Genomic DNA, 24617 nt, shown 5'->3' on the forward strand with positions numbered 1-24617 from the left:
TGACACCATGGCCCGATGACCGACGCCCTGACCGCCGCGCTCGACACGCCTGCCTACGACGACGAGGCACTGCTGCGCCTGATCGAGCTGCTCGTGGAGGCGGACTTCCGCGACGACGAGTACGCGGCTCGGACGGCTCTGGCCCGGCTGGGCGGCCGGCCGCGGTTGCTGCTGCGTCTCGACGAGCGGATCCGCAGGATCACCTGGCGGTACGCGGACCGGCCGGCGCCCGCGTTCGAGGCGCTGCTGGAACGCTTCGCCCGGGGCCGCCGGACCCCGATCGCCCTCACGGTCGCCGCGCTGCACCGCGACGGCCGGGTCCGGGAACGGGCCGTCGTCGCCATCGCCGCGCGCCCGCTCCCGGAAATGGTGGCTCTGCTGGTGCTGCGGGCCGACGACTGGGCTCCACAGGTGCGCAACCCGGCCCGGACGGTGCTGACCCGGCTGCTCAGCGACGAACCCGGGCGGTTCCTGCCTGGGGCCGTACCAATGGCGGTCAAGCTCGCCGATCGCTACCGCGGGCGCTTCGCCCGCGAGTTGGTCACCGCCGCGGTGCTCGCCGCGCCGGACGACGTGCGGCGGCAGCTGGCCGCGTCGCCCGATCGCGACCAGCGGCGGCTGGCCTTCGACGCCGACCTGCAGCAGGACCGCCTCGACCTGGCCGCCCTGGCGGACCTCGCGGTGCGGGAGAGCGACGCGCGGATCCGGAACCGCGCGGCGCAGGTGGCCTACGAACAGGCGGTCGGGCGGCAGCACCGGCCCACCCTGGAACGGCTCTTCGCCGCGCGGCCGGCCGGGGTGCGGGCCCTCGGCCTCACCGGGCTGCTCCGGCTCGGACCGGCGGCCGAGGCGGTGGCGGCCCTGGACGACCCGGCGCCGCTGGTCCGCGCGATCGCCCGGGACGCCGCCCGCCGCGCCGGTACGGACGTCGTCGCCCACTACCGCACCGCCGAGCCGTCGCCGGGATCGGTGGCCGGGCTGGCCGAGGCCGGCTCAGACCGTGACGCCCCGGTGCTCGTCGCCCTGCTGAGCCACCCGTCCGGGCCGATCCGGGCCGCGGCGGTACGGGCGCTCGGCCACCTCGGCGCCGTACCGGTGGAGCTGGTGGTGCCGTTGTTGCGTGACCCGGCCGCTGCCGTGGTCCGGGAGGCGGCCCTGGCGCTGCGCCCGTTCGACCGGCGGCTGCCTCCCGCCCTGGGCTGGGAGTTGCTCGGTGACAGCCGGCCCGAGGTGCGCCGGGCGGGCTACCGGCTGCTGAACGGCCGGGACGCGGCGACCCGCTTGCGAGCAGCACTGCGGCTCGCCGGCGACCCCGACCCCCGGCTGGCGACGCGCGGCCGGGCCGACGCGACCAGATAGCGCGAATTCGCCGCGAACGGCAACCGCGGGGTGCGATGTTGGAGGTAGGGCCGGCGAGGGGTGGAGCGCGATGACGGACTGGCAGAGCGGTGACGGATTCCCCGACAGCACGGCGCCCGGCTCCGCGCATCGGCTCGCCGATGTCAGCAGTGACATGGCGACGGCGACCCGGTCGGCGGTCCGCGCGGCGCAGACCGCCGTCGAGGTGATCCAGCGGCTGGAGGCCAGCAGCACGGAGATCGGTAAGGTCGTCGAGCTCATCGCCACCATCGCCAAGCAGACCAACCTGCTCGCCCTGAACGCCACCATCGAGGCGGCCCGGGCGGGTGAGGCCGGCCGGGGCTTCGCCGTGGTGGCCAGCGAGGTCAAGGACCTGGCCAACGAGACCGCGGTGGCCACCAGCGAGATCGGCGGGCAGGTCGGCGGCATCCGCAGTGACACCCGCAACGCCGTCTCGGCGATCGAGGAGATGCGCGGCCTGATCGAGGAGCTGGACCGCTGCCAGCAGGTGATCAGCGCGATCGTGCTGGACCAGCAGGGCCGCTGAGCCTCAGGCGGCGCGATCCAGCCGGTCGCGCTGGGCGGCGTCCAGCTTGATCTCGTACGCGTCCAGCGCCTCGTCCAGCCGCTCCACGGTCGTCGCCCCCACGATCGGCCACACGCCGGGGCTCCCACCCAGCAGCCAGGACAGCACGACCTGGTGGCGGCCGGCCCCGAGCTCGGCGGCGACCGCGTCCAGCTCGGCCAGCCGGCGGGTGGTGCCGCGGTGCTCGTACGCCTCGTCGAGCCGCTCCGGCCGCACATAGCCCCCGTTCAGCAACGCCGTGTACGCCCACAGCACCACGTCCTCGTTGCTCCGCGCGAAGTCCAGCACCTCGTCGCTGACCACCCGGTGCGCCGACGCGGGCAACGCCGCCCCCGGCCGCGGCCGCAGGTACGAGTGCCGCAGCTGCAGAGCGGTCCAGCCCGCGACACCCTGCGCGGCGGCCAGCTGCCGGCCGCGCTCGACCCGCCACGCCGGGTGGTTCGACGCGCCCAGCCGCCCCACCACGCCCCGCGTCACCAGCTCACCGAACGCGGTCACGGTCTCGTCCAGCGGCACGGACCGGTCCTCGATGTGCGCCCAGAGCAGGTCGATGTGCTCGATGCCCAGCCGGGCCAGGCTCTGCTCGGTGGCCCGGCGGATCACCGGTGCGGACAGGCCCTCGGCCGACGGGAAGCCGATGGCGGGGTCGGTGGGCTGCGCGCCGAGCTTGGTGCTGATCCGTACCCGGTCGCGCAGGCCGGGCCGCGCGGCCAGCCAGCGGCCGACGACCTGTTCGCTCTGGCCGCCGAGGCCGCTCTCGTGCAGCCAGAAGGCGTAGTTGTTCGCGGTGTCGATCCACCGCCCGCCGCGCTCGGTGAAGTGGTCCAGCAGGGCGAACGACTCCCGCTCGCCGATCCGCGTGCCGAACAACATGGCCCCCAAAACGATTTCGCTCATGGCGGCACGGTGCCACCTGGAGCGCGCTCCAGATCAAGGGCAGAATCGCGGGATGCCGACCTATTCTCCAGGTGAGATCGCCGACAAGACCGGCTTCAGCCTCGACACCCTGCGCTACTACGAACGGATCGGGCTGCTCGACGACATCGCCCGTACCCCCGGCGGCCAGCGGGTCTTCGACGACGACGACATCGCCTGGCTGGGCATCCTGCGCTGCCTGCGCGACACCGGCATGCCGATCGCCCAGATGCGCCGCTACGCCGACCTGACCCGCGACGAGCGCACCATCCAGGAACGCGTGGAGCTGCTCGAGGAGCACGACCGGGAGATCGGCCGGCGCCTGGCCGAGCTGGCCGAGCAGCGTGAGCACATCCGCGGGAAGATCCGCTACTACCGGTCGCTCGACACCGCGGGTGAGCAAGAATGAGGGCATGGCCCGACGCGTATCCCGCCGCACCACGACGCTGACCGGCTTCGACGACGCGAAGCCCTGCCCGTGCGGGCTCGGTCAGCCGTACGGTGAATGCTGCGGCCCGGCGCACCGGGGCCATGCCGCGGCCACCGCGGAGGGGCTGATGCGCTCGCGCTACGCCGCCTTCGTGCTGGACGACGCGGCGTACGTGCTGCGGTCCTGGCACCCGGACACCCGGCCGGCCGACGTCGAGCCGGACCCGGGCCTGCGCTGGACCGGGCTCGACGTGCTGGGCACCAGCCGCGGCGGGCTCTTCGACGCCGAGGGCGTGGTGGAGTTCCGGGCCCACTACCGCGACGCGGGCCGGCCTGGGGAGATGCACGAGCGCAGCCGCTTCGTGCGGCACGACGGTCAGTGGGTGTACTGGGGTCCGATCCTTACCGACGGGCCCCTCGCCAACATCTGACGGGTGTGATCTCCTTCAGGTGAATCATCTGAGGAGGGCAGGCACGTGTCGTCGAATCAACGGCCCCTGGAGGCCGGCATCGTCCGTGACTTCAAGGTCAACATGTCGTACGGGCGGTATCTGCGGCTCGACCAGGTCCTCTCGGCGCAGCACCCGGTCAGCGTCCCCGAGCACCACGACGAGCTGCTGTTCATCCTGCAGCACCAGACGTCGGAGCTCTGGCTCAAGCTGATCCTGCACGAGCTGCGCGCCGTGCAGCGCAAGCTCGCCGCCGACGACCTGCGGCCCGCGCTCAAGGGACTGGCCCGGGTCAAGCACATCCAGCGCTGCCTCACCGAGCAGTGGTCGGTGCTGGCCACCCTCACCCCGTCGGAGTACGCCGAGTTCCGCAGCTTCCTGGGCACGTCGTCGGGCTTCCAGTCGTACCAGTACCGCGCGGTCGAGTTCCTGCTCGGCAACAAGGACCGCCGGATGCTCGCCATCTTCGACGACGACCCGGCGGCGCAGGAGCTGTTGCTGGGCGCGCTGGAGGCGCCGACCGTCTACGACGAGTTCCTGCGCTACCTGGCCCGGCACGGCCACGACGTCCCGGTCTCGCTGCTGGAACGGGACGTGACCGAGGGCTACCGGTACCACGAGGAGCTCGTCCCGGTGTTCACCAAGATCTACGAGAACGCGGACGCCAACTGGGAGGCGTACGAGGCCTGCGAGGAGTTCGTCGACCTGGAGGAGAACTTCCAGCTCTGGCGCTTCCGCCACCTCAAGACCGTGGAGCGCACGATCGGCTTCAAGGCCGGCACCGGCGGCTCCAGCGGCGTGAACTTCCTGCGCAAGGCCCTGGACCTGACCTTCTTCCCGGAGCTGTACGCGGTCCGGACCGAGATCGGCGTGGCGGGCGCGTGAGCGACGACCTGCTGGCCCGGGCCGAGGCCCTCGACGCCGCCGACCCGCTGGCCCACCTGCGCGAACGTTTCCTGACCCCGGACGGCTTCGACGTCGTCTCGTACCTGGACGGCAACTCGCTCGGCCGGCCGCTGCGGGCCACCGCCCAGCTGCTCGACGAGTTCGTCCGCGAGCAGTGGGCCGGCCGGCTCATCCGCGGCTGGACGGACGGCTGGCTGGAGTGGCCGCTGCAGCTGGGCGACCGGCTCGGCGCGGTCGCGCTCGGGGCCGCCGCCGGCCAGGTCGTGGTGGCCGACTCCACGACGGTGCTGCTCTACAAGCTGTCCCGGGCGGCGGTCGACGCCCGTCCCGGCCGGCGCAAGGTCGTGCTGGACACCGACAACTTCCCCACCGACCGGTACGTGCTGGAGGGCATCGCCGCCGAGCGCGGCCTGAGCCTGGTGTGGATCGAGACGGACCCGGCCACCGGCATCACCCCGGCCCAGGTCGCCGAGGTGGTCGACGAGGAGACCGCGCTGGTGCTGTTCAGCCACGTGGCGTACCGGTCGGGCTGGCTCGCCGACGCCGCGGAGATCAACCGGATCGCGCACGCCGCGGGCGCGCTGACGCTGTGGGACCTGAGCCACTCGGTCGGCTCGGTGCCGGTGCGGCTCGACGACTGGGGTGCGGACCTGGCCGTGGGCTGCACGTACAAGTACCTCAACGGCGGCCCGGGCGCGCCCGCCTTCGGCTACCTGCGCCGCGAGCTGCAGGGTGAGCTGCGGCAGCCGATCCAGGGCTGGATGGGCCACCGGGCGGCGTTCGAGATGGGCCCGGGCCACGAACCGGCCGAGGGGGCGCGAGCGCTGCTCAGCGGCACGCCGCCGATCCTGGCCATGGTCCCGCTGCACGCCAACCTCGACATGCTGGCCGAGGCCGGCATCGAGGCCGTACGGGCCAAGTCCGTGCTGCTCACCGGCTATGCGCTGGAGCTGGCCGACCGCTGGCTGGCGCCGCTGGGTGTCGAGGTGGTCAGCCCACGGGAGCCGGAGCACCGCGGCGGTCACGTCACGCTGCGCCGCCCGGGCTTCGAGCAGCTGCTGGAGAGCCTCTGGGACAACGGCGTCATCCCGGACTACCGGCGCCCGGACGGCATCCGGATCGGCCCGGCCCCGCTGAGCACCAGCTTCACCGAGGTGCACCGGGGCCTGGCCGTGCTGCGCACCCTGCTCGAGAAACAGTCGTGAGCCCGGCGGGCCCGGACTGGCTGCTGCCGGACTCGTTGTGGTGGGACGGCCGGCTGCGGACCGGCGTGGCGCTGGGCCCGGCCCGGCCACTCGCTGAGGCCGGCTCGGCCGCTGGGGCCGGCTCGGCCGCTGGGGCCGGCTCGGTCACTGAGGCAGGGACGGCTGGTGGCCCGGAGGCCGGGCCGGTTGCTGGGGCCGGGGTGTCCGGTGGCCGGGAGGCCGGGCCAGATGCTGGGGCCGGGGTGTCCGGTGGCCGGGAGGCCGGGCCAGATGCTGGGGCCGGGGTGTCCGGCGGCCGGGAGGCCGGGCCAGATGCTGGGGCCGGGGCTTCCGGAGGCCGGGAGGCCGGGCCGGTTGCTGGGGCCGGGGCTTCCGGAGGCCGGGAGGTTGTGCCGGTCGCCGAGGTGCCGGCCGGGGCGGCGCGGCGGCGGTTGCCCGGGACGGTGCTGCCCGGGCTGTGCGACGCGCACGTGCACTCGGCGCTGGTGCATCTGCCGACGGTGCGGGCCGGGGGCATCTCGTCGGTCTGGGACCTGGGCGGCGTGCCGGCGAAGGTCGCGGCCGAGGCGGCGCGCGGTGTTCCGGCCGTACGCTTCGCTGGTCCGTTTTTGATCGCTCCTGGCGGTTATCCCAGCGATCGCTCGTGGGCGCCCGCCGGCAGCTGCCGCGAAGTGCGGTCGGCGGCGGACGCGGCCGCGGCGGTCGACGAGGTGCGGGCCGGCGGCGCGACGCTGATCAAGGTGACCGCGCACGCGGGCGGCCCGATGCTCAGCGACGCGACGCTGGCCGCGGTGGTCGAGGCGGCCCACGCGGCGGCGCTGCCGGTGGTCGTGCACGCGGAAGGGCCGGGCACGGTCACCGCCGCCCTGGCCGCCGGGGCCGACGTGCTCGCGCACACCCCGTGGACCGAGGCCCTCGACGACGGCCTGGTCCGGGACTGCGCGGCCCGGATGATCTGGATCAGCACGCTGGACATCCACGGCTGGGGCACCGCGACGCCCGAGCGGGACGTGGCGCTCGGCAACCTGCGGCGATTCCTCGGCCACGGCGGGAAAGTGCGCTACGGCACCGACCTGGGCAACGGCCCGCTACCACCGGGGATCAACCCGCGCGAGCTGGGCGCGTTGCTGGAGGCGGGCCTGAGCCCGGCCGACATCCTGGCTGCTGCGACCGATCCGGATCAGGGCGAACCGGCCTGGCTGCCGGCCGGCCTGGACCTGGAACCGGCCACCTTCGCCGGCTCGCTCGCCACCGCCCGCGTCCTGGGCCCGCACGTGCGGCCCCGTTAGAGGCCGATCTCGCGTCCGGGGCCGGCATGTGCGGCCGCGCGCTAGAGCCCGATCGCGCGTCCCGGCCCCGCATGTGCGGCCGCGCTAGAGGCCGACCGCGCGTCCGGGGCCGGCATGTGCGGCCGCGCGCTAGAGCCCGACGGCGCGTCCCGGCCCCGCATGTGCGGCCGCGCTAGAGCCCGACCGCGCGTCCGGGGCCGGCATGTGCGGCCGCGCGCTAGAGCCCGACGGCGCGTCCCGGGCCCGCATGTGCGGCCGCGCTAGAGCCCGACCGTCTCGCCGGTGGTCGCGCTGATCCGGGCCGCGTCCAGCACGTCCATGTTGCGGACCGAGTCCCACGGGTCGACCGGGACCGGCGTCTCCCCGCGAACGGCCGCCGCGAACGCCGGGTAGTAGGTGTCCCACCGGCCGCGCTCGCTGCGGACCGGTGCGCCCGTCGCGCCGCGGTAGAGCCGTCCCCACACGTGCTCCGGCTCGGCTCCCCAGCGGTCGCCGAGGTCGGCGGGGGAGCGGCCGGCCTTGAGCGCCGCCTCCTGGCCGTCGATGCCGTCGACGATGTAGGTGCCGGTCGTGCCGCTGACCCGCAGGCGTGGACCCGGCGCCGCCTGCCGCCAGCTGCCCCACAGGTGCGACTCGACGCCGCTCTCGTGGTGCAGGGCCACGAAGACGTCGTCGTCCAGGTCGCCGTCGCCGCGCAGTTCCGCGTACACCCGGGTGGCCGGGCCGAAGAGCAGGTGCGCCTGGTCCACCAGGTGGGCACCGAAGTCGAGCAGCGTGCCACCGCCCGCCGCGGGTGGCTCCCGGTCCGGCGCCCAGCGCTCGAATCGCGACTCGAACCGGCGGACCTCGCCGAGCGCCCCCTCGCCGATCAGGCGCCGCAGGGTGAGCAGGTCGGAGTCCCAGCGGCGGTTCTGGTAGACGCTGAGCAGCACACCCGCGTCGGCCGCCAGCGTGGTGACCTCGCGGGCCGCCTCCGCGTCCAGCGCGAACGGCTTGTCCACCACCACGGCCAGGCCGAGCGCGATCGCCTCCCGGGCCAGGGCCGCGTGGGTGGCCGCCGGGGTGGAGATGGTGACAGCTTCGACACCCGCCGCGGCGAGGTCGGCGAGCGAGTCGAAGGCGGGCACGTCGGGGTGGCCCTTGGCCAGCTCGGCGCGCCGCTCGGCGGAACGCGTCACCACGCCCGCGAACTCGACACCGTCCGCCGCCGCGAGCAGGGGGGCGTGGAAGATCCGCCCGCCCGAGCCGTACCCCACCAGTCCGATCCGGGTAGCCGTCATGGACCGGATCCTACGTCCCGCGATCTTCACCGCTGCCGGGCACCGGACAGCCGGGCCGCTCAGGCCGGTTGCAGCCGGTCGGGGTCGTAGCGCTCGACGCGGTTCTTGCCGTGCGCCTTGGCCGCGTACATGGCCTCGTCGGCGTGCCGGGTGAGCTCGCCGGCGCCGCAGCCCGTAGTGGCCGCGGCGATCCCGATCGAGGCGCCGACCGTCACCGTGGCGGCGGTCAGCCGGGCCGGGGCGACGATGGCGGCGCTCACCGCGCGGGCGGTCGCGTCGGCGTCGCCCGGGGTGCCCAGCCCGGTCAGCAGCAGGGCGAACTCGTCGCCACCGAGCCGGGCGGCCACACTGCCGGGCCCGCCCGCGCCGACGATCCGGCCGGCCAGCTCGACCAACAGCTCGTCGCCGGCCGCGTGCCCGTACGTGTCGTTGACCGCCTTGAAATCGTCCAGGTCGATGAGCAGCAGCGCGACGCTGCCGGGCGCCCCGGCCGCCGTCGCCGCGTCCAGCTCGCGGAAGAACTTGTCGCGGGTGGGCAGCCCGGTCAGGTGGTCGTGGTGCGCCCGGTGGTCGAGCTCGGCGTGCGAGACGCAGGCCGCCTCCCCGAGCACCACCTGGTTCGACACCGTACGGAACGCCGCCACGACGTCCTCGGCCACCGGGTTGCGCCCGCCGACCAGCAGATGCAGGTCCGCGGAGAACGTCTCGACCCGCCAGTGCCGGAACCCGGGCGCCAGCCCCCCGAGCCCGGCCGGACCGGTCACCACCGACTCGGGCACGGGCCGTTGCAGCAACGACTCCGGCAGACCGGCCACGGCCTTGACGAACAGGCCCCGCTCGTCCCGGCGCAGGATCGCCATCGCGACCCCGGGGGTCAGGGCGACGATGGCGTTCGCCGCCTCGACGCCCAGCCGGCGGACGGCGGTGACCTCGGTCAGGCTGATCATGCGGCTGCCGGTCCGCGCCAGCACCGCGTCGCGGGCGCTGACCCGTTCCTGGTGCCGCAGGGCCAGGTAGATGCCGCGCATCATCGCGCTCGTCAGCCCCAGCAGCGGCAGCATGCCGATCACGGTGGGGGAGTGCCAGGAGATGACCCGGCCGAGCGAGACCGGCGAGATGGCCAGGGCGGCCGGGATCGCCGCGAACCCGCCGACCGTACGCAGGATCCACAGGCCCGTCGGGCCGTACAGGCTCAGGGCCAGGGCGACCGCGAAGGCCAGCCCGATCGTCGCGAGCGGGTCCCGCAGGCCGGCGCCACCGATGGTGATCAGCACCGGCAGCGTGATCGAGTCCCACCACGGCGCCCGGCCGCGCAGGTGGGTCAGCACGACCGCCAGCATCACGAGCAGGATGGCCAGGAAAGAGGCCAGGTGCCAGCTCGGCGACCGCTCCTCGTTGCCGACCTGGGCCAGGCCGGCGGCCAGCCCGAGGCAACCGAGGATCGTCGCGGCCAGCCGGGTGCGGTCCAGGTTGCCGTCGGGCAGCAGCTGCCGAATGCGGGTCACAGTCACCCGATCGGTGAAAACTTCCGGAATCCGAGCCTTCCCGTGTCGGAAGGTTGACCGCTGCCCGCAGCGTGGCCCGCGCCGCGCGACGATCGGAGCCATGGAGCCCGCACAGCTGGACCGCACCCCCTTCGCGGACCTCGACGCCATCCCGCCGGACATGTTCGCCATGCTGGTGGCCGCCCTCGAGGGCATGTCCCGCCACCCGGAGATCCGCCGGGTCCGGCACACCGCGTGGCAGGCCCTGCGCCCGGCCGCCGGGCAGCGCCTGCTGGACGCCGGCTGCGGCGCCGGCGACGTCGCCCGGGCCCTGGCGACGGCCGTCGCGCCGGGCGGCGAGGTGATCGCCCTGGACCATTCCGCGGCCACGCTGGCCGCGGCCCGCGACCGCCACGACGGCGGCGACATCCGGTACGTGACCGGCGACGTCTCCAACCTGGATCTGCCCGACGACAGCTTCGACGGCGTCTGGTGCGAACGGGTGCTGCAGCACGTCGACGACGCGGACGTGGCGATCGGCGAGCTGATCCGGGTGATCCGCCCCGGCGGCCGGCTCTGCCTGCTCGACACGGACTGGGACTCCCTGGCCTTCGACGGCGTCGACACCGGGCTGGCCGAGACGATCGTCGCGCACATGCACGGCCGGCTCACCCCGCGCCGGCTCGACATGGGCCGCACGCTGCGCCGCCGGCTGGTCGGCTACGGCCTGCGCGACATCAGCGCCACCCCGGTGACCTGCTACTTCCCCGACCCGGACTCGGCCGCGGTGGTGCTGCCGATGGTCAACCCCCAGGTGCCGCAGGAGTCGTGGATGACCCCGACCGGGCTGCGCGAGCGCTGGTTCGACCAGGTGGAGCAGGCCGGCGCGGACGGCGAGTTCCTCGCGGTCCTGACCATCTGGGTGGTCGCGGCGACTGTCTAGGGTCCTTCCACCCGGCGGAAGTGCTGGCGCTTCTTGCGGTCGAGCAGCACAAAACCGAGCCGGGCCAGCTCCTCGCGCAGGTCCCGGGCGTCGTCGCTGTCACCCTTGTCCAGGGCCTGCTGCCGGGCGGCGAAGAGCGCCGCCGCCTCGGCCGGGACATCGGGCAGCTCCGGCACCCAGCGCCGGTAGGAGCCGGCGTACGGGTCCTGGGCCGACCACACCGGGCCGAAGGCCGCGGCGAGCCGCGCGACCGACAGGTGCGACGGCTCCCGGGCCACCTCCCGCCCGGTCGGCCCGAGCAACACGAGCTGGTCGCCCTCGCGGTAGGCCACCGCCACCGTGCCGCGCGGCACTGCGCGGGTGGTGCCCGGACGGGTCAGCGTCACCTGGGTGCCCGAGATGCGCACGGTCAGCGACTCCCGGTCGACGAGCCCGGCCAGCACCAGGCCGGCGATCGTGCCCAGCACCATCGCGCCGAGCGTCGCCCAGGGTTCGTCCAGCCGGTCCACCAGGCGCAGCGGCCCCCGTACCGGCACGAACGGGATCCGCAGCACCCAACCCGGCACCTCGCGGATCACCCAGCCCAGCCCGGCCCCGGCCGCCGGCAACGCCGTCCACACCGCCACCCGGGCCCACCACGGGGTCGCCACAATCGTCTCGTCCACGACCGCCGAGTCTTCGGGCCGCCGCCGGGCTCCCGCTAGCGGCGGTGGTCGCACCCGCGTCGACCAAAGTCGACGCCGCGGCCGCCGACCGGCCACTGCGCGAGCCGGCCCCGGCGCAGTACGGTCCAGTCATGAGGCGCTGGCTCGTCGAAGCAGCCCTGGCCGGCATCGCCCTGGCCCTGGGCGGTTTCTTCCTGGCGTCCACCCTGAGCGAGGGCGACGGCTGGCCGATCGGCGTCGAGCTGGTCGCCGGCGCGGTCGCGGTCACCGCCCTGATCCGGTACCGCCGCAGCCGCCCGGTCGCCCTCGCCCTCGTGCTGATCGTGCTGGGCCTGCTCTTCGGGCTGCCCATGGGCGCCACCCCGATCGCCCTGTTCTCCGTCGCGCTGTACCGCTCGGCCGCGGTGGCGGTCGCCGTCACCACGGTGCACGCCGTCTCTCTGGCCACCGTCTACCTGGTCGCGCTCGGCCCCACCCGCACCTACTGGGAGGCGACGACGTTCCTGGTGCTGCTGCACGTGATCCTCGTCGGGATCGGCATGCTGGTCCGCGCCCAACGCCGGCTGGTCCGGTCCCTGGCGGAACGGGCCCGCGAGGCCGAGCAGGGCGAGGAACTGCGCCTCGAGCAGGCCCGGCTGGCCGAACGGGAACGCATCGCCCGCGAGATGCACGACGTGCTGGCCCACCGGATGTCGCTGCTCGCTGTGCACGCCGGAGCGCTGGAGGTGCGCCGGGACGCCCCGGCGGGCGAACGGCTGGCGGCCGGGGTGATCCGGCAGAACGCCTACGAGGCGCTGGAGGAACTGCGACAGGTGATCGGCGTGCTGCGCGAACCGGCCGAGGACCGTCCGCAACCGACCCTCGACGACGTGCCCGCGCTCGTCGCGCAGTCCCGGGAGGCCGGGGAACGAGTGGAGCTGCGACTGGCCGCCGACGGGGTGCCGGCCGGGGTCGGCCGGCACGCCTACCGCATCGTGCAGGAGGCGCTGACCAACGCCCGTAAACACGCACCGGGCGCGCGCGTACGGGTCGCGGTCACCGGCCACGCCGAACAGGGACTGGTCGTGGAGGTCGGCAACGTGCTGCGGACCGGCGGCTCCGGGCTGCCGGGCTCGGGCACCGGACTGGTCGGGCTGCGCGAACGGGTGCAGCTCGCCGGTGGCCGCCTGGACCACGGCCCCACCGCCACCGGCGAGTTCCACCTGCGGGCCTGGCTGCCGTGGACCCCGTGACCGCGGCGCCGCAGCCGGTCCGGGTGCTGCTCGTGGACGACGACGCGCTGGTCCGGGCCGGCCTGACGATGATGCTGGCCGCGTTCGACGGCATCGAGGTGGCCGGCGCGGTCGCGGACGGCACCGAGGTCGCCGGCGCGGTCGGCACCCACCGCCCGGACGTGGTGCTGATGGACATCCGGATGCCCGGCATGGACGGCCTCACCGCCACCGAAACACTGCGCGCCCGCCGCGAACCACCCGAGGTGATCGTGCTGACCACCTTCGACACCGACGCGCACGTGCTGCGGGCGATGCGCGCCGGAGCCAGCGGCTTCCTGCTCAAGCACACCCCGCCCGAGGAGATCGCGCGGGCGGTGCGCCGGGTCGCCGCGGGTGAGCCGATGCTCTCCCCCGAGGTGCTGCGCCGGATGATGAACCACGTCGCCGCCGCGGCGCACGATCCGGGACGCGACCGGGCCCGCGCGGCGCTGCAGCGGCTCAGCCCCGGCGAGCACGACGTCGCGCTGCTCGTCGCGCAGGGCCGCACCAACCAGGAGATCGGTACGGCCCTGCGGATGAGCACGGCCACGGTCAAGGCGTACGTGTCGCGCATCCTCACCAAACTGGACCTGACGAACCGCGTCCAGGTCGCCCTGCTGGTGCACGACGCGCGTTAGACGACCGGGACCATCGCGGCGAGCAGCTCGTCGAGCGGGATGCTGGCGAAGCCGACCCGGACGTCGCTGGCCCCGTACGGCAGCCAGAACCGCCCCGCGTGCACCAGCCCGCCGCAGGAGTAGACGACGTTCGGGACGTACCCCTCGCGCTCGGTCTCGTCGGGCTCCAGCAGCCCGTGCGGCAGGTCGGCGATGACCCGCTCCGGGTGGTCGAGGTCGAGCAGCATCGCGCCGATCGCGTACCGCCGCATCGGGCCCACGCCGTGGGTCAGCACCAGCCAGCCCGCCTCGGTCTCCACCGGCGACCCGCAGTTGCCGACCTGGATCAGGTCCCAGCCGCGGTGCGGCATCAGCAGCGGCACCGCGTCCTGCCAGCGGTTCTGCTCGTCGCGGGTGCTCAGCCCCAGGGTCTCGCCGTCGGAGCGGCACAGCGCCAGGTGCCGGCCGTTCACCGTACGCGGGAACAGCGCCATGCCCTTGTTGCGGGCCGCCGGGCCCCGCAGCGCGGTGACCTCGAAGTGCCGCAGGTCGCGGGTGTGCATCATCCGCCCGCCGATGTGCCGCCCGTCGTACGCGGTGTAGGTGGCGTGGTACGCCATCCGCCCGTCCGCCTCCTCGACCTGCACGAAGCGGGCGTCCTCCATGCCGTTGCTCTCGGCCGGGGTGGCCGGCCACAGCACCCGCTCGTGCAGCGGCACAGTGGCCGGGAAGGTCACCGCGTAGTCGCTGGCCACGATGCGCCGGATGGCCTCCAGCGTCTCGTTGGCGGCGGGCCGGGCCAGCAGCTCGCCGGGCAGATGGCCGAGCACGTCCTCGAACTCGTCGTCGTCGTAGCGCTCGGGCAGCGAGGACAGCGCCGTGGCGGTGATCTCGTTGTCCAGGTCCTCCTCGGCCAGCCCGGCGGCGAGCAGGTCACGGTGGTGCTTGGCGCCGACCCGCTGGCCGATCATCAGCGGCCCGTCCCGGTCCTCGAGCCGGATCTGGTCGTCCGGACCGAGCACGGCCGAGCAGAAACCCACCGAGGAGATGTGCCCCTCGCCGATCTGCCGCAGGCTGATCGCCGCCCGCAGCTCACCCGGCCCCAGGTCGCTCTGATCCGGGTGCGGCACCATCGACGGATTGCACAGCGCCGCCGCCTCGACGGCGAACTCGTGGCTGAAGTAGGCGCCGATCAGCGCCCGGGCGCTCGGGGACAGCTCGATGTCCGGTGGCACCCGGTGCTGCACCAGGTCGTAGTGGTGCTGGAAGGTGGCGCAGATGTCGTGGTGGCGCCCGGAGAAGCGGGCCAGCACGTCGTCGAGCAGCCGGATGATCTCGTCGTCGTCGAGCTGCAGGATCCGCTCGATGATCAGCGAGGCACGGTTCTGCCCGAGTTGGGCGTCCTCACCGGGCACGAAGAGCTTGATGACGACCCGCCGGCCGTCGGGCTGCATGGTGAGCGCGTGCCGGTGGGCGAGCGAGGTGGTCCGGACGTTCTGGGGGTCCATGGTTGCGGTCATGCCAATCCGCCTGAGGGTCGGGTCGCGCTCCGCGCCGCCAGCGCGCGGGCGTGCTGGAGGGTGGAGACGAGGGCGAGGGTGGATTCGGCGCCTTGGTTCAGGTTAGGCCCGTCCGGGGTCAATCCGTCATATCCGCCACCCGTGAGGGGGTCGTACATGACGGTGCCGGAGTCGTTGTCGCCCAGGAACCAGGCGATGGCCTGGAACAGTGGCGCGTCCCACCGGTCGTCGCCGGTCACCGCCCCCGCGGTCGCGCACGCGTCGGCCGTCGCGGCGGCCTCGATGGGTTGCTGGTCGTAGCGGTGCCGGGGCACGTCCGGCCGCCAGCCGCCGACCGGCACAGTGGACAGGTGGCCCTGGTGCTCCTGCGTCCGGCACAGCCAGCTCAGCATCCGCAGCCCGTCGGTGAGCAGCGGCTCGTCGCCGAGCAGGTCACCGGCGGCGATGAGGACCTCGGCCAGGGCCGGGTTGGCGTAGGTCAGTTCGCGTTCCGGCCACACCCATTCGGGGTCGGAGTCGGGCAGCCCGACCACGGTGGCGGCGTCGCCGAGCAGTTCGGCCGCCGCGCCGGCGCGGGGGTCGGCGCGCAGCACCTCGGCCGCGCCCAGGCCGGCGAAGGCCATCGCGCGGGGCCAGGGTGAGCGCTTGCGCGCCGCGATGGTGAACGCCGTACGGGCCTCCGCCCGGATCCACGGCACCGGGCAGCGAGCGGCGGCCGTGCCCAGCCCCCATACCGCCCGGCCCCACCAGTCGCCCAGGTCGGGCTCGTCCAGCCAGCGCCGGTCGTAGCTGAGCCGGTTGTGGCACCGGCCGTCCGGGGTCAGGGCGTGGGTGAGGAACGCCAGGTAGCGTTCGGCCAGCCCGGCCACCAGGGCGGTGGGCTGCGGTTCCCGGCTGGCGACGAGCAGCCCGCGGGCCACGTCGTCGACGCAGTAGCCGTGCTCGCGCCGCGGGGTGGCGTGCCGGGCGTGTTCGAGCAGCCCGGTGTCGTCGGAGAGCCGGGCGATCTGCGACCAGTTGGGTTCGGGTGCGTCGACGAGCCGGATCGGCGGCGGCACGAGCCGCAGCGAGACGCTCACGCGGGTACGGGGGCGGTGGCGGGCTTGCGGTCGTGCACCAGGCGGGTGGCCAGGGCCTGGTAGCGGGCCGCGACGGCGGGCCAGCGCAGGGTCGGGGCGCCGCCGAGTCCGTTGAGGTGCGGCGCCGCGTCCGGGGTGGACAGCAGGTGCCGGATCGCGGCGGCCATGGCCGCCGGGTCGTGGTGCGGTACGAGCAGGCCGGGCCCGTCGGCGAGCAGCTCCACGGCGTGCGGGAACTCGGTGGCCACCACGGGCACGCCCGCGCCGACGGCCTCGATGAGCACGCCGGAGGTGACCTGCTCGGTGGAGTCGTACGGCAGCACCACCACGTCGGCCGAGCGGATCAGCCGGCTGAGCGTCGCCTGGTCGTGGTAGACGTCGTCCCACCGGACGGCGTCGGCGACGCCCAGCTCGGCGGCCAGTGCCTTGAGCGACTCGCGGTAGACGTCGCCGTGGTGTTCGAGCACCTTGGGGTGGGTCCGTCCGGCCACCGTGTACGCCGGCATCGGGCTCAGGTCGCGCAGCAGGGCGAGCGAGCGCAGCGCCCACTCGATGCCCTTGCCGGGCCCGAGCAGCCCCCAGGTGAGCAGGTGCGGGACGTCGTGGGCCTCGCGCGGGGCGCTGGAGTGGCTGCCGGCGCCGTGCGGGATGACCGTGACCTTGCGGGCGTCGATCCGGTAGCCGGTGCTGAGGCGCTGCCGGGCGGTGTCCGTCATGGTGACCACGGCGTCGGCGGCGGCCACGATGCGTTCCAGCACGATGCGCTGGGTGATCGAGGGTGTGCTGAGCACGGTGTGCAGCACGACGATCGTCGGCACCTTGAGGGCGCGCAGCAGCGGCAGCACCTCGTCGCCGTCGAGGCCGGGGTAGATGCCGTACTCGTGCTGGACGATGGCGACGTCGAAGCGGTTGAGCACGTTGGCCGCGGCCACCCAGCCGCCCGGGGTGTCGGTGTGCCAGGTGTGCGCGACCCGCGGCGCCGTACGGTCGACCGCCAGTCCGCCTCCGGCGGCGTCGGCGGAGAGCAGCCGGACCACACCGCTGCCGGGCGTGCCGCCCGTCAGGTGACTGGCGAGCGCCGCGTTGAACGTCGCCAGACCGCATTGGGTGGGGGGATAGGTGCTCAGGAAACCGTAGGTCGCGGGCATTGACGGGCCTTTCTGATCAGAGGCTGCCTCCCCGCAGCACAAACCGGCGCGCGCGGGCGTGGAGCGTGAGCGCACGCTTCAGCTTTCGGCGGCGACTGACTGTGAAAATGCCGCAATTCGGTAATAAGACATTAACAAGAACGGCTGTTCAGCCGACCAGATCGCGGTAAATCGCCAGGTAGTCCTCGACCATGCGGTCCGCGCCGAAGCGCGAGCGGGCCCGCGCCCGGCAGGCCGAGCGGTCCAGCCGCGCGACGTCGGCCACCGCGGCCACCGCCTGGTCGACGTCGTCGGCCAGCCGGCCGGTGAGACCCTCGTCGACCACCTCGGGCATCGATCCCTTGCGGTACGCCACCACCGGCGTCCCGCAGATCATCGACTCCACCACGGAGAGCCCGAACGGCTCGGCGAACAGGATCGGGTGCAGCAGGGCGGCGCTGCCACCGAGGATCGCGGCCCGTTGCGCCGGCCCGACCGAGCCCAGGTAGACCACCCGGTCCCCGTCGATGTGCGGTTCCACCTGCTCGGCGAAGTAGCGCCGGTCCTGCACGATCCCGCAGAGGGTCAGCCGGCGGCCGGCCCGGCGGGCGATCTCGATGGCCGTGTGCGTGCCCTTGTCCGGGTGGATGCGCCCGAAGGCCACCAGGCCGTCCCCGCCCACCGGGTCGAACGGCAGGCCCTCGAGGTCGACGCCGTGGTAGACGGTGGCCAGGTAGTCCAGATCGGGGGAGCGGTCGGCGTCCGAGATGGAGACGTAGTGCGACCGGCCCCGCCGGTACGCCGGCAGGATGTTCGGCCCCGAGAAGCCGTGCACCGTGGTCAGCATCGGCGCCTTGCAGTGCGCGGAGAACGCCAGAGGGAGCCAGTCGAGGTGGTTGTGGACCAGGTCGAAGTCGCCGGAGCGCTCCAGCGCGTACGCGACGTGCAGGGCCTCCCAGACCCGGCCGTCGAGCTCCGGGGTGTCCTCGTAGCCGCTCGGGCAGATGCCGTCGAGTGTGGCCTTGGTGACCGAGTCGAGCGTCGCGAACAGCGTCACGTCGATCCCGCGCGCGGTCAGGCCCTCGGCGAGCAGACTGGTGATCAGCTCCCAGGGTCCGTAGTGAACCGGCGGGGTGCGCCAGGCGACCGGTCCGAGCAGTGCCACTCTCATGCGCCCCAGTATGGGAGCGGAACCGATGTTTCGCGGGAGGTTCCCGTGTTAAGGAGTGACTATGCAGAACCCCTGGTGGCACCGCGCCGTCGTTTACCAGATCTATCCGCGCAGCTTCGCCGACGCCGACGGGGACGGCCTGGGCGACCTGCGCGGGATCAGCGCGCACCTGGACCATCTCGCGGGTCTGGGTGTGGACGTGATCTGGCTGTCCCCGGTCTATCCGTCGCCGCAGGACGACAACGGCTACGACATCAGCGACTACCAGGACATCGATCCGGTCTTCGGCGACCTGGCCGGTTTCGACGAGCTGCTGGCCGGGGTGCACGCCCGCGGCATGAAACTGATCATGGATCTGGTGGTGAACCACAGCTCGGACGAGCACCCGTGGTTCGCCGAGAGCCGCTCGGCCAAGGACAACCCGAAGCGCGACTGGTACTGGTGGCGCCCGGCCCGCGACGGCATGGAACCCGGTGCGCCCGGCGCCGAGCCGACCAACTGGGGCGCGGCGTTCGGCGGCCCGGCCTGGGAGTACGACCCGGCCACCGGCGAGTACTACCTGCATCTGTTCAGCCGCAAGCAGCCGGACCTCAACTGGGAGAACCCGGAGGTTCGCGAGGCGGTCTACGCGATGATGAACTGGTGGCTGGACCGGGGCGTGGACGGCTTCCGGATGGACGTCATCAACTACATCTCCAAGGACACCACGCTGCCGGACGGGCCGGTGCGGCCCGGGATCGCGTACGGGGACGGCTCGGCGTCCTACATGAACGGCCCGCGGATCCACGAGTTCCTGCACGAGATGCACGAGCGGGTCTTCGCCGGCCGCCAGCAGGAGCTGCTGACCGTGGGCGAGATGCCGGGCGTGACTATCGACGAGGCGAAGCTGTTCACCGACCCGGCCCGCGGCGAGGTCGACATGGTCTTCCAGTTCGACCACGTCTGGGTCGACCGGGGCGAGGACCCCTGGCTGCTGTACCCGTTGCGGCTCACCGACCTCAAGGCGATCCTGGGCCGCTGGCAGGCCGGGCTGGCCGAGCACGGGTGGAACAGTCTCTACTGGAACAACCACGACCAGCCCCGGGTGGTCTCCCGCTTCGGTGACGACTCACCGCAGTACCGGGTCCGGTCGGCGCAGATGCTGGGCGCGGTGCTGCACCTGCATCGCGGGACGCCGTACGTCTACCAGGGCGAGGAGCTGGGGATGACGAACGCGCCGTTCGCCACCATCGCCGACTTCCGCGACATCGAGGCGCTGGGCCAGTACGTGCAGGCTGTCGACCAGGAGGGCCGCTCCCCGGAGGACGTGCTGACCGTGCTGCGGGCCCGCGGCCGGGACAACGCGCGCACCCCGATGCAGTGGGACGCCTCGCCGCACGCCGGCTTCACGACCGGCACGCCCTGGCTCGCCGTCAACCCGAACCACATCCAGGTGAACGCGGAGGCCGCGGTCAAGGACCCGGACTCGGTCTATCACTTCTACCGCAAGCTGATCACGCTGCGGCACGAGGAGCCCGCGGTCGTCTACGGCGACTTCACGATGCTGCTGCCGCACGACGAGCGGCTGTACGCCTTCACCCGCACCCACGGCGACACGACCTTGCTGGTCATCGGCAACTTCTCGGGCGAGACCGTCCGGGCCGAGATCGACGACGCCGCGGCGTGGGAGGGAGCGGAACTGCTGCTCACCAACGCCGCGGCGCCCGAGGATCTGGTCCTGCAACCGTGGCAGGCCGTCATCTATCGCCGGATCAGCCGGTGATCGTGTCCCAGGAGAAGGCCAGCAGCGCGAACGCGGCGCCGAGCAGGGCCAGCGAGATGCCCCGGGTGCCGATCGGCAGCGCGGCGAGCACGAGCAGGATGACGGCGATGAGGTAGAAGAGAGCCTGGATGCTCATTGGTGTTCCTCAATTCGTGTGGGGGATGCGGCGCGGCATGTACCCCCCGGTCGAGTCGAGCCAAACAACCGTGACCATCCCGTTGTACGCCTCAGACCGTGCTGGTCTGCCGCACACCGGCCTGCTCGCGCAGCGCCCAGCGGCGGGCCAGCACGGTGGCGCCGGCCAGCGCGGCCAGCACCAGCAGCATCTCGGTGAGCACGACGGGCGTCCAGGTGCTGTACCCCGTCAGCGCGGCGAAGCCCATGGTGATCGGCGTGATGACGATGCCGGCGAGGGGCAGCAGCAGGCACATCGCGTGCACGGTCGCCCGGATCCGCGGCACCGCGCGCAGACGGTAGCGGACGGCGGCCACCGCACCGACGACGACGAGCGCGGCCGGGATGCCGTAGAAGATCGCGACGGCGACCTGCACCGGCACCTGCGTGTCGCGGGACACGTCGGCCAGGCGCCCAGCGATCCGGAAGAGGAGCAGGAAGAAGGCGTAACCGACGGCCGCGCCGAACACCGCGCCGGTCAAGGCGGTGCCGATCAGTCGCCCCAGCTCCGGTGACTCGCGCCGGACGCCGGCCTCGTCGGCCAGCCGCCGCGCGAAAGCGGGCACGTCCTCGCCGAGCAGCCGGTCCGGAGCGACCCCGTCCGCGGCCGCCGACTCCAGATCCAGGCGCAGGTCGGCGGCCAGCGCCTCGCGGTCGTTGCGCTGCACGCCGTGCTGCCGCCAGGCGCGGTCGGCGGTGGCCAGCGCGTCGTCGATGGGGTCCACGGTCAGCTCCTCGGGCTCTCGGTGACGGTGTCGCTCAGCATGGCGTCGACGACGCCGACGAACCGGGCCCACTGCTGCTGCCACGACCCCAGCCGGGCCCGGCCGGCGTCGGTGAGCGCGTAGACCTTGCGCGGTGGCCCGGCCGGGCTGGCCTGCATCTCGTCGGCGACCAGCCCGAGCCGGCGCATGCGCGTCAGCAGGGGGTAGACGGTGCCGTAGCCGACCGCGTCGAAGCCGGCCGCCTCGACCCGGCGGACCAGCTCGTAACCGTGGGCGGGCTCGCGGGCCAGCAGGGCGAGCAGGCACATGTCGAGCGCCCCCCGCAGCAACTGGGTCTGCCGCTCGGCGTCCCCCGGATCGATCGCTATCATGCGTCACATAATAGCTCCGGTATTAGGCGGCGCCAAGTACCTCCCGGTGCAGCGGGAGGATCACCGCGGACGGGCGTTCCGGATCGTGGTGCACGGTCGTGCGGGTGGCGACCAGCTCGGTCGCGGTGGCCAGCGGCTCGCCGGTGCCGTAGTTGCGGGCGAAGCGGGGATGCGCGCCCCCGCTGACCTGCAGGCGGATCCGATGACCGGGCTCGAAGCGGTGACCGGCCGCGCCCATGGGCACCCGCACCAGGTCGGCGTCCGCGTGGTCCGGGGTCAGCCGGGTGAAGCCGTCGCACACGTTGATCGAGCGGCCGTCGGGGTGCACGTCGCAGAGGCGGACGAACAGGTCGAAGTGGCCGGTGCTGCCGCTCGCGTACAGCTCCGCGGTGGGCGTACCGATGATCTCCAGGGCCGAGGTCAGCGGCGCGGTGGTGAAGGTCCGGACGTCGGCCCGCGCCTCTAGTGTCTTGTTGTCCCGGGCCCCAGCCGTGCGGGACTGCAACTGGCCGGCGAACGACGGCGTCGGGTCGGCCGGGTCATAGTCGAAGGCCGTGCTGCCGGCGTCGAGCTCGCCCAGCTCGCCGCCCGGCCGCAGGTGGTAGCGGACCGGGGTGCTCGGGGGTGGCCAGGCGTTCAGCTCGCGCCAGGCGTCGTTGACGTGCACCCGGATCCGGGTCCCGCGCTCGCCCTCGCCACGCAGGTGCACCCGCAGATGCTCCAGGGCGTCGGCGAAGACGTCGGACCGGCCCTGCTCGAACAGCGAGGTGTGGGTCCAGGGCCCGATCATGAGGGTCGGCTCCTGGCCGGCCCGGCGCAGGCGGGCGTACTGCCGCAGGGTCTGGTCCAGGGCCAGGTCGTGCCAGCCGGAGACCAGGCTCACCGGCACGGTCATCCGGTCCGCCGCCGGCCCGGCGTCGGCGCCGGCCCAGAACAGATCATCCTGGTACGGGTGGGTGAGCCAGTCCTCGAACTCCTGCCGCCGACCCCCGAGTGCCCGGCGGTAGGAGTCGAGGACGGGCACACCACGCACGGCGTACCTCAGATGCCGTGCCAGTCGCAGCAGGGCGCGGAGATAGCGGCCCGTGCCCGCTCCTTGATGGAAGAACGTCACGCCGGCGATCAGGGCCAGCTCGAGCCGGAAGGCGCAGTGCTGGTCCGGATACATGCCGTCGTAGAAGTCGTGCACGGCGACCTGCAGCACCGCCGCCCGCCACTCGGGTGGCGGGTCGAGGCCGAGGGCCCACTGCGCATAGCTGAACTGGCTCGGCCCGATCGTGGCGAAGGCGCCCGGGAACCACTCCTGCTTGCGCAGCCAGTCGACCGTCGCCTGGCCGTCGGCGGCCTCGTTGCGCCAGATGTGGAAGTCGCCGCCGGAGCCGCCGGTGCCCCGGGTGCTCTGCAGGATCACGCGGTAACCCTGGGCGGCGAACGAAGCGCCGAACAACGAGTTCCACGGGAAGCCGCGGCCGTAGGCGCTGCGGATCAACAGGACCGGGCATTCCTCGTCGGTGACCGGGGCGTAGTGGTCGGTGATCAGCGGGCTGCCGTCGGCGGCGGGCACTTCGATCCCGGGCTCCCACCGCACCTCGTACGGCATGGCCTCCCGCGCGCGGCGGCGCAGCAGGCGGAGGAAAAATGGCAGTCGTTCCATGACGGACCTCTTTCCCGTACGTTGTACTGAAAATAGCATCCCGGAGGAATCCGTGCCACGAGGCCGCCCGCCCAAGCACTCGCGTACGCAGGTCGTCGCCGCCGCGATCGCCGTCGCCGACGCCGAAGGGCTGGACGCGCTCACCATGCGGCGGCTGGCGGCCGAGCTCGGAGCCGGGGTCATGTCGCTGTACACGTACGTGCGGGACAAGGACGACCTGGTGGACCAGATGGTCGACCAGATCAGCGCCTTCGATCCGGAGCACGAGGGCACGGACCTGCTCGACCTGGTCCGCTGGCAGCGGCAACTGATGCTGCGCCACCCCTGGCTGCCCGCCGCCCTGCCCAACCGGCAGCTCACCGGCCCCAACATGCTCGGCTACCTGGAACGCGCGCTGGCCGCCCTGGCCCCGACCGGGCTTCCCGGCGGCGCCAAGATGGAGATCCTCGCGCTGCTGACCGGCTTCGTCGCCAGCTACGTGAGCCATGAGCTGGCCCAGGCGCAGGCCGGCATCACCGACCCGGAACGGATCGCGGCGCACGTCGAACAGCTGCAGGCGGCGGTGGCGACCGGCGCGTACCCGGAGCTGGCCCGGGTGCTGACCGAGAACGCGCCCGCCGCCGAGCCGAGCTTCGACGCGATCGCCCAGCGCATGATCAACGGTCTGCTGAACGGTTAGCCCGGCCGGTTCAGCCACCCGTCGATACCGTCGAGCAGCCGCGCCAGGCCGAAGCGGAAGAGCAGGTCGAGATCCAGGTCGAAGTCGTCGCTCTCGACCAGCTCGGCGAAGCGCGGCAGGGCGTCCGTGCTCAGTGCGGCCGGCGGTGCCAGCGAGCCCATCCACTCGTCGCTGCCCACCCCGGTCTCCCGCAGCGCCTCCGCCTCCGGTTCCAGCGCCGTCGCGATACCGCGGGCGAAGCTGAACAGCAGGATGTGCACGTACAGGCGTTGCCGCCGGTCGAGCCGGGTCGGTGCCAGCGTCTCCAGCACCCATTCGACCAGCAGCAGCCCGTTCGGCGCCGGTTGCGGCCGGGTCAGCGACATCGCCGGGGCCAGCCACGGATGCCGGCGGAACAGCCGCCACAGCAGCGTGGTGGAGACGATCAGCCCGGCCCGCCACCCGGCCGGCCGGACGGCCGGCAGCCGCTCCTCGCCCAGGGCCGCGTCGATCATCAGCAGGATCAGGTCGTCCTTGCCCGGCACGTGCCGGTACAGCGACATCGTCGCCACCCCCAGCTCGGCCGCGACCCGGCGCATCGACAGCTCGCCCAGGCCGTGCGCGTCGGCCACCGCGGTCGCCACCCGCACGATCCGCTCCCGGCTCAGCTCGCCGTCCGCTGGGCGGCTCAGCGCGACGGTCGCCCGTGGTGCCACCACCGTCCCCACGCCGGGCCGGACGACCGTGAAGCCCTGCTGTCTCAGGACCGCGAGCGCCTTGGTCGCAGTGGCGACCGCCACTCCGAAGTCGCCGGCCAGCCGCCGCGTCGACGGCACCCGGTCGCCCGGCGTCAGCTCGCCGGCGGTGATCCGGCGGCGCAGTTCCTCCGCGATCCGGCGATACGGCGGCACGGTATCCGTCACCGCGCCTCCCCAGTCCTAGTACACCGGCGTCGGCAGGGCCGACCGTACTAGGGCAGTTTGCTTGTTCCCGCTG

25 protein-coding genes are annotated in these 24617 nt (G+C 73.4%); 12 read left to right on the forward strand and 13 right to left on the reverse strand.

Annotated features, from left to right (window positions below; genetic code table 11):
- Positions 1 to 15: 15 nt before the first annotated feature.
- Together ACZ6S4_RS25520 and ACZ6S4_RS25525 are read left to right on the forward strand one after the other, a co-directional pair.
- Positions 16 to 1359: a HEAT repeat domain-containing protein gene (locus ACZ6S4_RS25520; protein ID WP_465477318.1), complete on the forward strand. Its 1344-nt coding sequence runs from the start codon at positions 16 to 18 to the stop codon at positions 1357 to 1359.
- Positions 1360 to 1429: 70 nt separating this feature from the next.
- Positions 1430 to 1906 (forward strand): methyl-accepting chemotaxis protein, encoded by a 477-nt coding sequence (locus ACZ6S4_RS25525; RefSeq protein ID WP_465477319.1) that lies wholly within the window; start codon positions 1430 to 1432, stop codon positions 1904 to 1906.
- Between the two features lie 3 nt (positions 1907 to 1909).
- On the opposite strand, the gene ACZ6S4_RS25530 is transcribed toward ACZ6S4_RS25525, so the two are convergent.
- On the reverse strand, positions 1910 to 2842 hold the full coding sequence (locus ACZ6S4_RS25530) for an aldo/keto reductase (RefSeq protein ID WP_465477320.1): 933 nt from the start codon (positions 2840 to 2842) through the stop codon (positions 1910 to 1912).
- A 52-nt stretch (positions 2843 to 2894) separates the two neighbouring features.
- On the opposite strand from ACZ6S4_RS25530, the gene ACZ6S4_RS25535 reads away from it, so the two are divergent.
- The 5 genes from ACZ6S4_RS25535 to ACZ6S4_RS25555 are packed head-to-tail and all read left to right on the forward strand — an operon-like array spanning position 2895 to position 7138.
- Positions 2895 to 3269, forward strand: a complete 375-nt coding sequence (locus tag ACZ6S4_RS25535) for a MerR family transcriptional regulator (protein ID WP_465477321.1) — start codon at positions 2895 to 2897, stop codon at positions 3267 to 3269.
- A gap of 4 nt (positions 3270 to 3273) precedes the next feature.
- Positions 3274 to 3720 carry a YchJ family protein gene (locus ACZ6S4_RS25540; RefSeq protein ID WP_465477322.1) on the forward strand — a complete coding sequence of 149 codons (447 nt, stop codon included), beginning with the start codon at positions 3274 to 3276 and terminating at the stop codon, positions 3718 to 3720.
- Positions 3721 to 3765: 45 nt separating this feature from the next.
- The gene (locus ACZ6S4_RS25545; RefSeq protein WP_465477323.1) at positions 3766 to 4623 is read left to right on the forward strand and encodes a tryptophan 2,3-dioxygenase; all 858 of its coding nucleotides are present in this window, start codon (positions 3766 to 3768) and stop codon (positions 4621 to 4623) included.
- On the forward strand, positions 4620 to 5849 hold the full coding sequence (kynU, locus tag ACZ6S4_RS25550) for a kynureninase (RefSeq protein WP_465477324.1): 1230 nt from the start codon (positions 4620 to 4622) through the stop codon (positions 5847 to 5849). Before ACZ6S4_RS25545 ends, kynU begins: the two co-directional genes overlap by 4 nt.
- Positions 5846 to 7138, forward strand: a complete 1293-nt coding sequence (locus ACZ6S4_RS25555; RefSeq protein WP_465477325.1) for an amidohydrolase family protein — start codon at positions 5846 to 5848, stop codon at positions 7136 to 7138. Before kynU ends, ACZ6S4_RS25555 begins: the two co-directional genes overlap by 4 nt.
- A 260-nt stretch (positions 7139 to 7398) precedes the next feature.
- Here ACZ6S4_RS25555 and ACZ6S4_RS25560 read toward each other — a convergent pair whose 3' ends face one another.
- Positions 7399 to 8418 (reverse strand): Gfo/Idh/MocA family protein, encoded by a 1020-nt coding sequence (locus ACZ6S4_RS25560; RefSeq protein ID WP_465477326.1) that lies wholly within the window; start codon positions 8416 to 8418, stop codon positions 7399 to 7401.
- A 59-nt stretch (positions 8419 to 8477) separates the two neighbouring features.
- Positions 8478 to 9923, reverse strand: a complete 1446-nt coding sequence (locus ACZ6S4_RS25565; protein WP_465477327.1) for a diguanylate cyclase domain-containing protein — start codon at positions 9921 to 9923, stop codon at positions 8478 to 8480.
- A 100-nt stretch (positions 9924 to 10023) separates the two neighbouring features.
- On the opposite strand from ACZ6S4_RS25565, the gene ACZ6S4_RS25570 reads away from it, so the two are divergent.
- A complete protein-coding gene (locus ACZ6S4_RS25570) occupies positions 10024 to 10845 on the forward strand; it encodes a methyltransferase domain-containing protein (protein WP_465477328.1) in 822 nt (273 codons plus the stop codon).
- Here the strand turns inward: ACZ6S4_RS25570 and ACZ6S4_RS25575 are convergent.
- Positions 10842 to 11510 carry a YqeB family protein gene (locus ACZ6S4_RS25575; RefSeq protein WP_465477329.1) on the reverse strand — a complete coding sequence of 223 codons (669 nt, stop codon included), beginning with the start codon at positions 11508 to 11510 and terminating at the stop codon, positions 10842 to 10844. The two genes, ACZ6S4_RS25570 and ACZ6S4_RS25575, sit on opposite strands and share 4 nt — an antisense overlap.
- Positions 11511 to 11641: 131 nt before the next feature.
- On the opposite strand from ACZ6S4_RS25575, the gene ACZ6S4_RS25580 reads away from it, so the two are divergent.
- Both ACZ6S4_RS25580 and ACZ6S4_RS25585 read left to right on the forward strand, forming a co-directional pair.
- A complete protein-coding gene (locus tag ACZ6S4_RS25580) occupies positions 11642 to 12742 on the forward strand; it encodes a sensor histidine kinase (protein WP_465477330.1) in 1101 nt (366 codons plus the stop codon).
- Positions 12739 to 13401 (forward strand): response regulator transcription factor, encoded by a 663-nt coding sequence (locus ACZ6S4_RS25585; protein WP_465477331.1) that lies wholly within the window; start codon positions 12739 to 12741, stop codon positions 13399 to 13401. Before ACZ6S4_RS25580 ends, ACZ6S4_RS25585 begins: the two co-directional genes overlap by 4 nt.
- Here the strand turns inward: ACZ6S4_RS25585 and ACZ6S4_RS25590 are convergent.
- The 4 genes from ACZ6S4_RS25590 to ACZ6S4_RS25605 all read right to left on the reverse strand — a co-directional run bounded on the left by ACZ6S4_RS25590 (position 13398) and on the right by ACZ6S4_RS25605 (position 18277).
- Positions 13398 to 14900: a glycoside hydrolase family 130 protein gene (locus ACZ6S4_RS25590; protein ID WP_465477332.1), complete on the reverse strand. Its 1503-nt coding sequence runs from the start codon at positions 14898 to 14900 to the stop codon at positions 13398 to 13400. The two genes, ACZ6S4_RS25585 and ACZ6S4_RS25590, sit on opposite strands and share 4 nt — an antisense overlap.
- Complete coding sequence (locus ACZ6S4_RS25595; protein ID WP_465477333.1) at positions 14897 to 15979, reverse strand: glycosyltransferase; 1083 nt, start codon at positions 15977 to 15979, stop codon at positions 14897 to 14899. The genes ACZ6S4_RS25590 and ACZ6S4_RS25595 overlap by 4 nt, the downstream gene beginning before the upstream one ends.
- On the reverse strand, positions 15976 to 17127 hold the full coding sequence (locus tag ACZ6S4_RS25600; protein ID WP_465477334.1) for a glycosyltransferase: 1152 nt from the start codon (positions 17125 to 17127) through the stop codon (positions 15976 to 15978). The genes ACZ6S4_RS25595 and ACZ6S4_RS25600 overlap by 4 nt, the downstream gene beginning before the upstream one ends.
- A 148-nt stretch (positions 17128 to 17275) precedes the next feature.
- Positions 17276 to 18277, reverse strand: coding sequence for a glycosyltransferase family 4 protein (locus ACZ6S4_RS25605; protein WP_465477335.1), 1002 nt, complete (start codon positions 18275 to 18277; stop codon positions 17276 to 17278).
- A 61-nt stretch (positions 18278 to 18338) separates the two neighbouring features.
- On the opposite strand from ACZ6S4_RS25605, the gene ACZ6S4_RS25610 reads away from it, so the two are divergent.
- A complete protein-coding gene (locus ACZ6S4_RS25610; RefSeq protein ID WP_465477336.1) occupies positions 18339 to 20039 on the forward strand; it encodes a glycoside hydrolase family 13 protein in 1701 nt (566 codons plus the stop codon).
- Here the strand turns inward: ACZ6S4_RS25610 and ACZ6S4_RS25615 are convergent.
- The 4 genes from ACZ6S4_RS25615 to ACZ6S4_RS25630 form a co-directional block, all read right to left on the reverse strand.
- Positions 20029 to 20175 (reverse strand): hypothetical protein, encoded by a 147-nt coding sequence (locus ACZ6S4_RS25615; RefSeq protein WP_212990991.1) that lies wholly within the window; start codon positions 20173 to 20175, stop codon positions 20029 to 20031. The genes ACZ6S4_RS25610 and ACZ6S4_RS25615 overlap by 11 nt on opposite strands.
- A gap of 91 nt (positions 20176 to 20266) precedes the next feature.
- Positions 20267 to 20938 carry a hypothetical protein gene (locus tag ACZ6S4_RS25620; protein WP_465477337.1) on the reverse strand — a complete coding sequence of 224 codons (672 nt, stop codon included), beginning with the start codon at positions 20936 to 20938 and terminating at the stop codon, positions 20267 to 20269.
- Between the two features lie 2 nt (positions 20939 to 20940).
- On the reverse strand, positions 20941 to 21309 hold the full coding sequence (locus tag ACZ6S4_RS25625) for a PadR family transcriptional regulator (RefSeq protein WP_465477338.1): 369 nt from the start codon (positions 21307 to 21309) through the stop codon (positions 20941 to 20943).
- Between the two features lie 22 nt (positions 21310 to 21331).
- A complete protein-coding gene (locus ACZ6S4_RS25630; protein WP_465477339.1) occupies positions 21332 to 22963 on the reverse strand; it encodes a CocE/NonD family hydrolase in 1632 nt (543 codons plus the stop codon).
- 52 nt (positions 22964 to 23015) lie between these two features.
- Between ACZ6S4_RS25630 and ACZ6S4_RS25635 the strand changes: the two genes are divergently transcribed.
- On the forward strand, positions 23016 to 23642 hold the full coding sequence (locus tag ACZ6S4_RS25635; protein ID WP_465477340.1) for a TetR/AcrR family transcriptional regulator: 627 nt from the start codon (positions 23016 to 23018) through the stop codon (positions 23640 to 23642).
- On the opposite strand, the gene ACZ6S4_RS25640 is transcribed toward ACZ6S4_RS25635, so the two are convergent.
- Positions 23639 to 24544, reverse strand: coding sequence for a GntR family transcriptional regulator (locus ACZ6S4_RS25640; protein WP_465477341.1), 906 nt, complete (start codon positions 24542 to 24544; stop codon positions 23639 to 23641). The genes ACZ6S4_RS25635 and ACZ6S4_RS25640 overlap by 4 nt on opposite strands.
- Positions 24545 to 24617 lie beyond the last annotated feature (73 nt).

The organism is Actinoplanes sp. NPDC051405, from assembly GCF_055586185.1.

Excerpts from the sequence above, each read along its gene's own strand:
- ACZ6S4_RS25520 (WP_465477318.1), top strand. The coding sequence starts at position 16 with ATGACCGACGCCCTGACCGCCGCGCTCGACACGCCTGCCTACGACGAC.
- ACZ6S4_RS25525 (WP_465477319.1), top strand. The coding sequence starts at position 1,430 with ATGACGGACTGGCAGAGCGGTGACGGATTCCCCGACAGCACGGCGCCC.
- ACZ6S4_RS25530 (WP_465477320.1), bottom strand. The coding sequence starts at position 2,842 with ATGAGCGAAATCGTTTTGGGGGCCATGTTGTTCGGCACGCGGATCGGC.
- ACZ6S4_RS25535 (WP_465477321.1), top strand. The coding sequence starts at position 2,895 with ATGCCGACCTATTCTCCAGGTGAGATCGCCGACAAGACCGGCTTCAGC.
- ACZ6S4_RS25540 (WP_465477322.1), top strand. The coding sequence starts at position 3,274 with ATGGCCCGACGCGTATCCCGCCGCACCACGACGCTGACCGGCTTCGAC.
- ACZ6S4_RS25560 (WP_465477326.1), bottom strand. The coding sequence starts at position 8,418 with ATGACGGCTACCCGGATCGGACTGGTGGGGTACGGCTCGGGCGGGCGG.
- ACZ6S4_RS25570 (WP_465477328.1), top strand. The coding sequence starts at position 10,024 with ATGGAGCCCGCACAGCTGGACCGCACCCCCTTCGCGGACCTCGACGCC.
- ACZ6S4_RS25580 (WP_465477330.1), top strand. The coding sequence starts at position 11,642 with ATGAGGCGCTGGCTCGTCGAAGCAGCCCTGGCCGGCATCGCCCTGGCC.
- ACZ6S4_RS25590 (WP_465477332.1), bottom strand. The coding sequence starts at position 14,900 with ATGACCGCAACCATGGACCCCCAGAACGTCCGGACCACCTCGCTCGCC.
- ACZ6S4_RS25600 (WP_465477334.1), bottom strand. The coding sequence starts at position 17,127 with ATGCCCGCGACCTACGGTTTCCTGAGCACCTATCCCCCCACCCAATGC.
- ACZ6S4_RS25605 (WP_465477335.1), bottom strand. The coding sequence starts at position 18,277 with ATGAGAGTGGCACTGCTCGGACCGGTCGCCTGGCGCACCCCGCCGGTT.
- ACZ6S4_RS25610 (WP_465477336.1), top strand. The coding sequence starts at position 18,339 with ATGCAGAACCCCTGGTGGCACCGCGCCGTCGTTTACCAGATCTATCCG.
- ACZ6S4_RS25615 (WP_212990991.1), bottom strand. The coding sequence starts at position 20,175 with ATGAGCATCCAGGCTCTCTTCTACCTCATCGCCGTCATCCTGCTCGTG.
- ACZ6S4_RS25625 (WP_465477338.1), bottom strand. The coding sequence starts at position 21,309 with ATGATAGCGATCGATCCGGGGGACGCCGAGCGGCAGACCCAGTTGCTG.
- ACZ6S4_RS25630 (WP_465477339.1), bottom strand. The coding sequence starts at position 22,963 with ATGGAACGACTGCCATTTTTCCTCCGCCTGCTGCGCCGCCGCGCGCGG.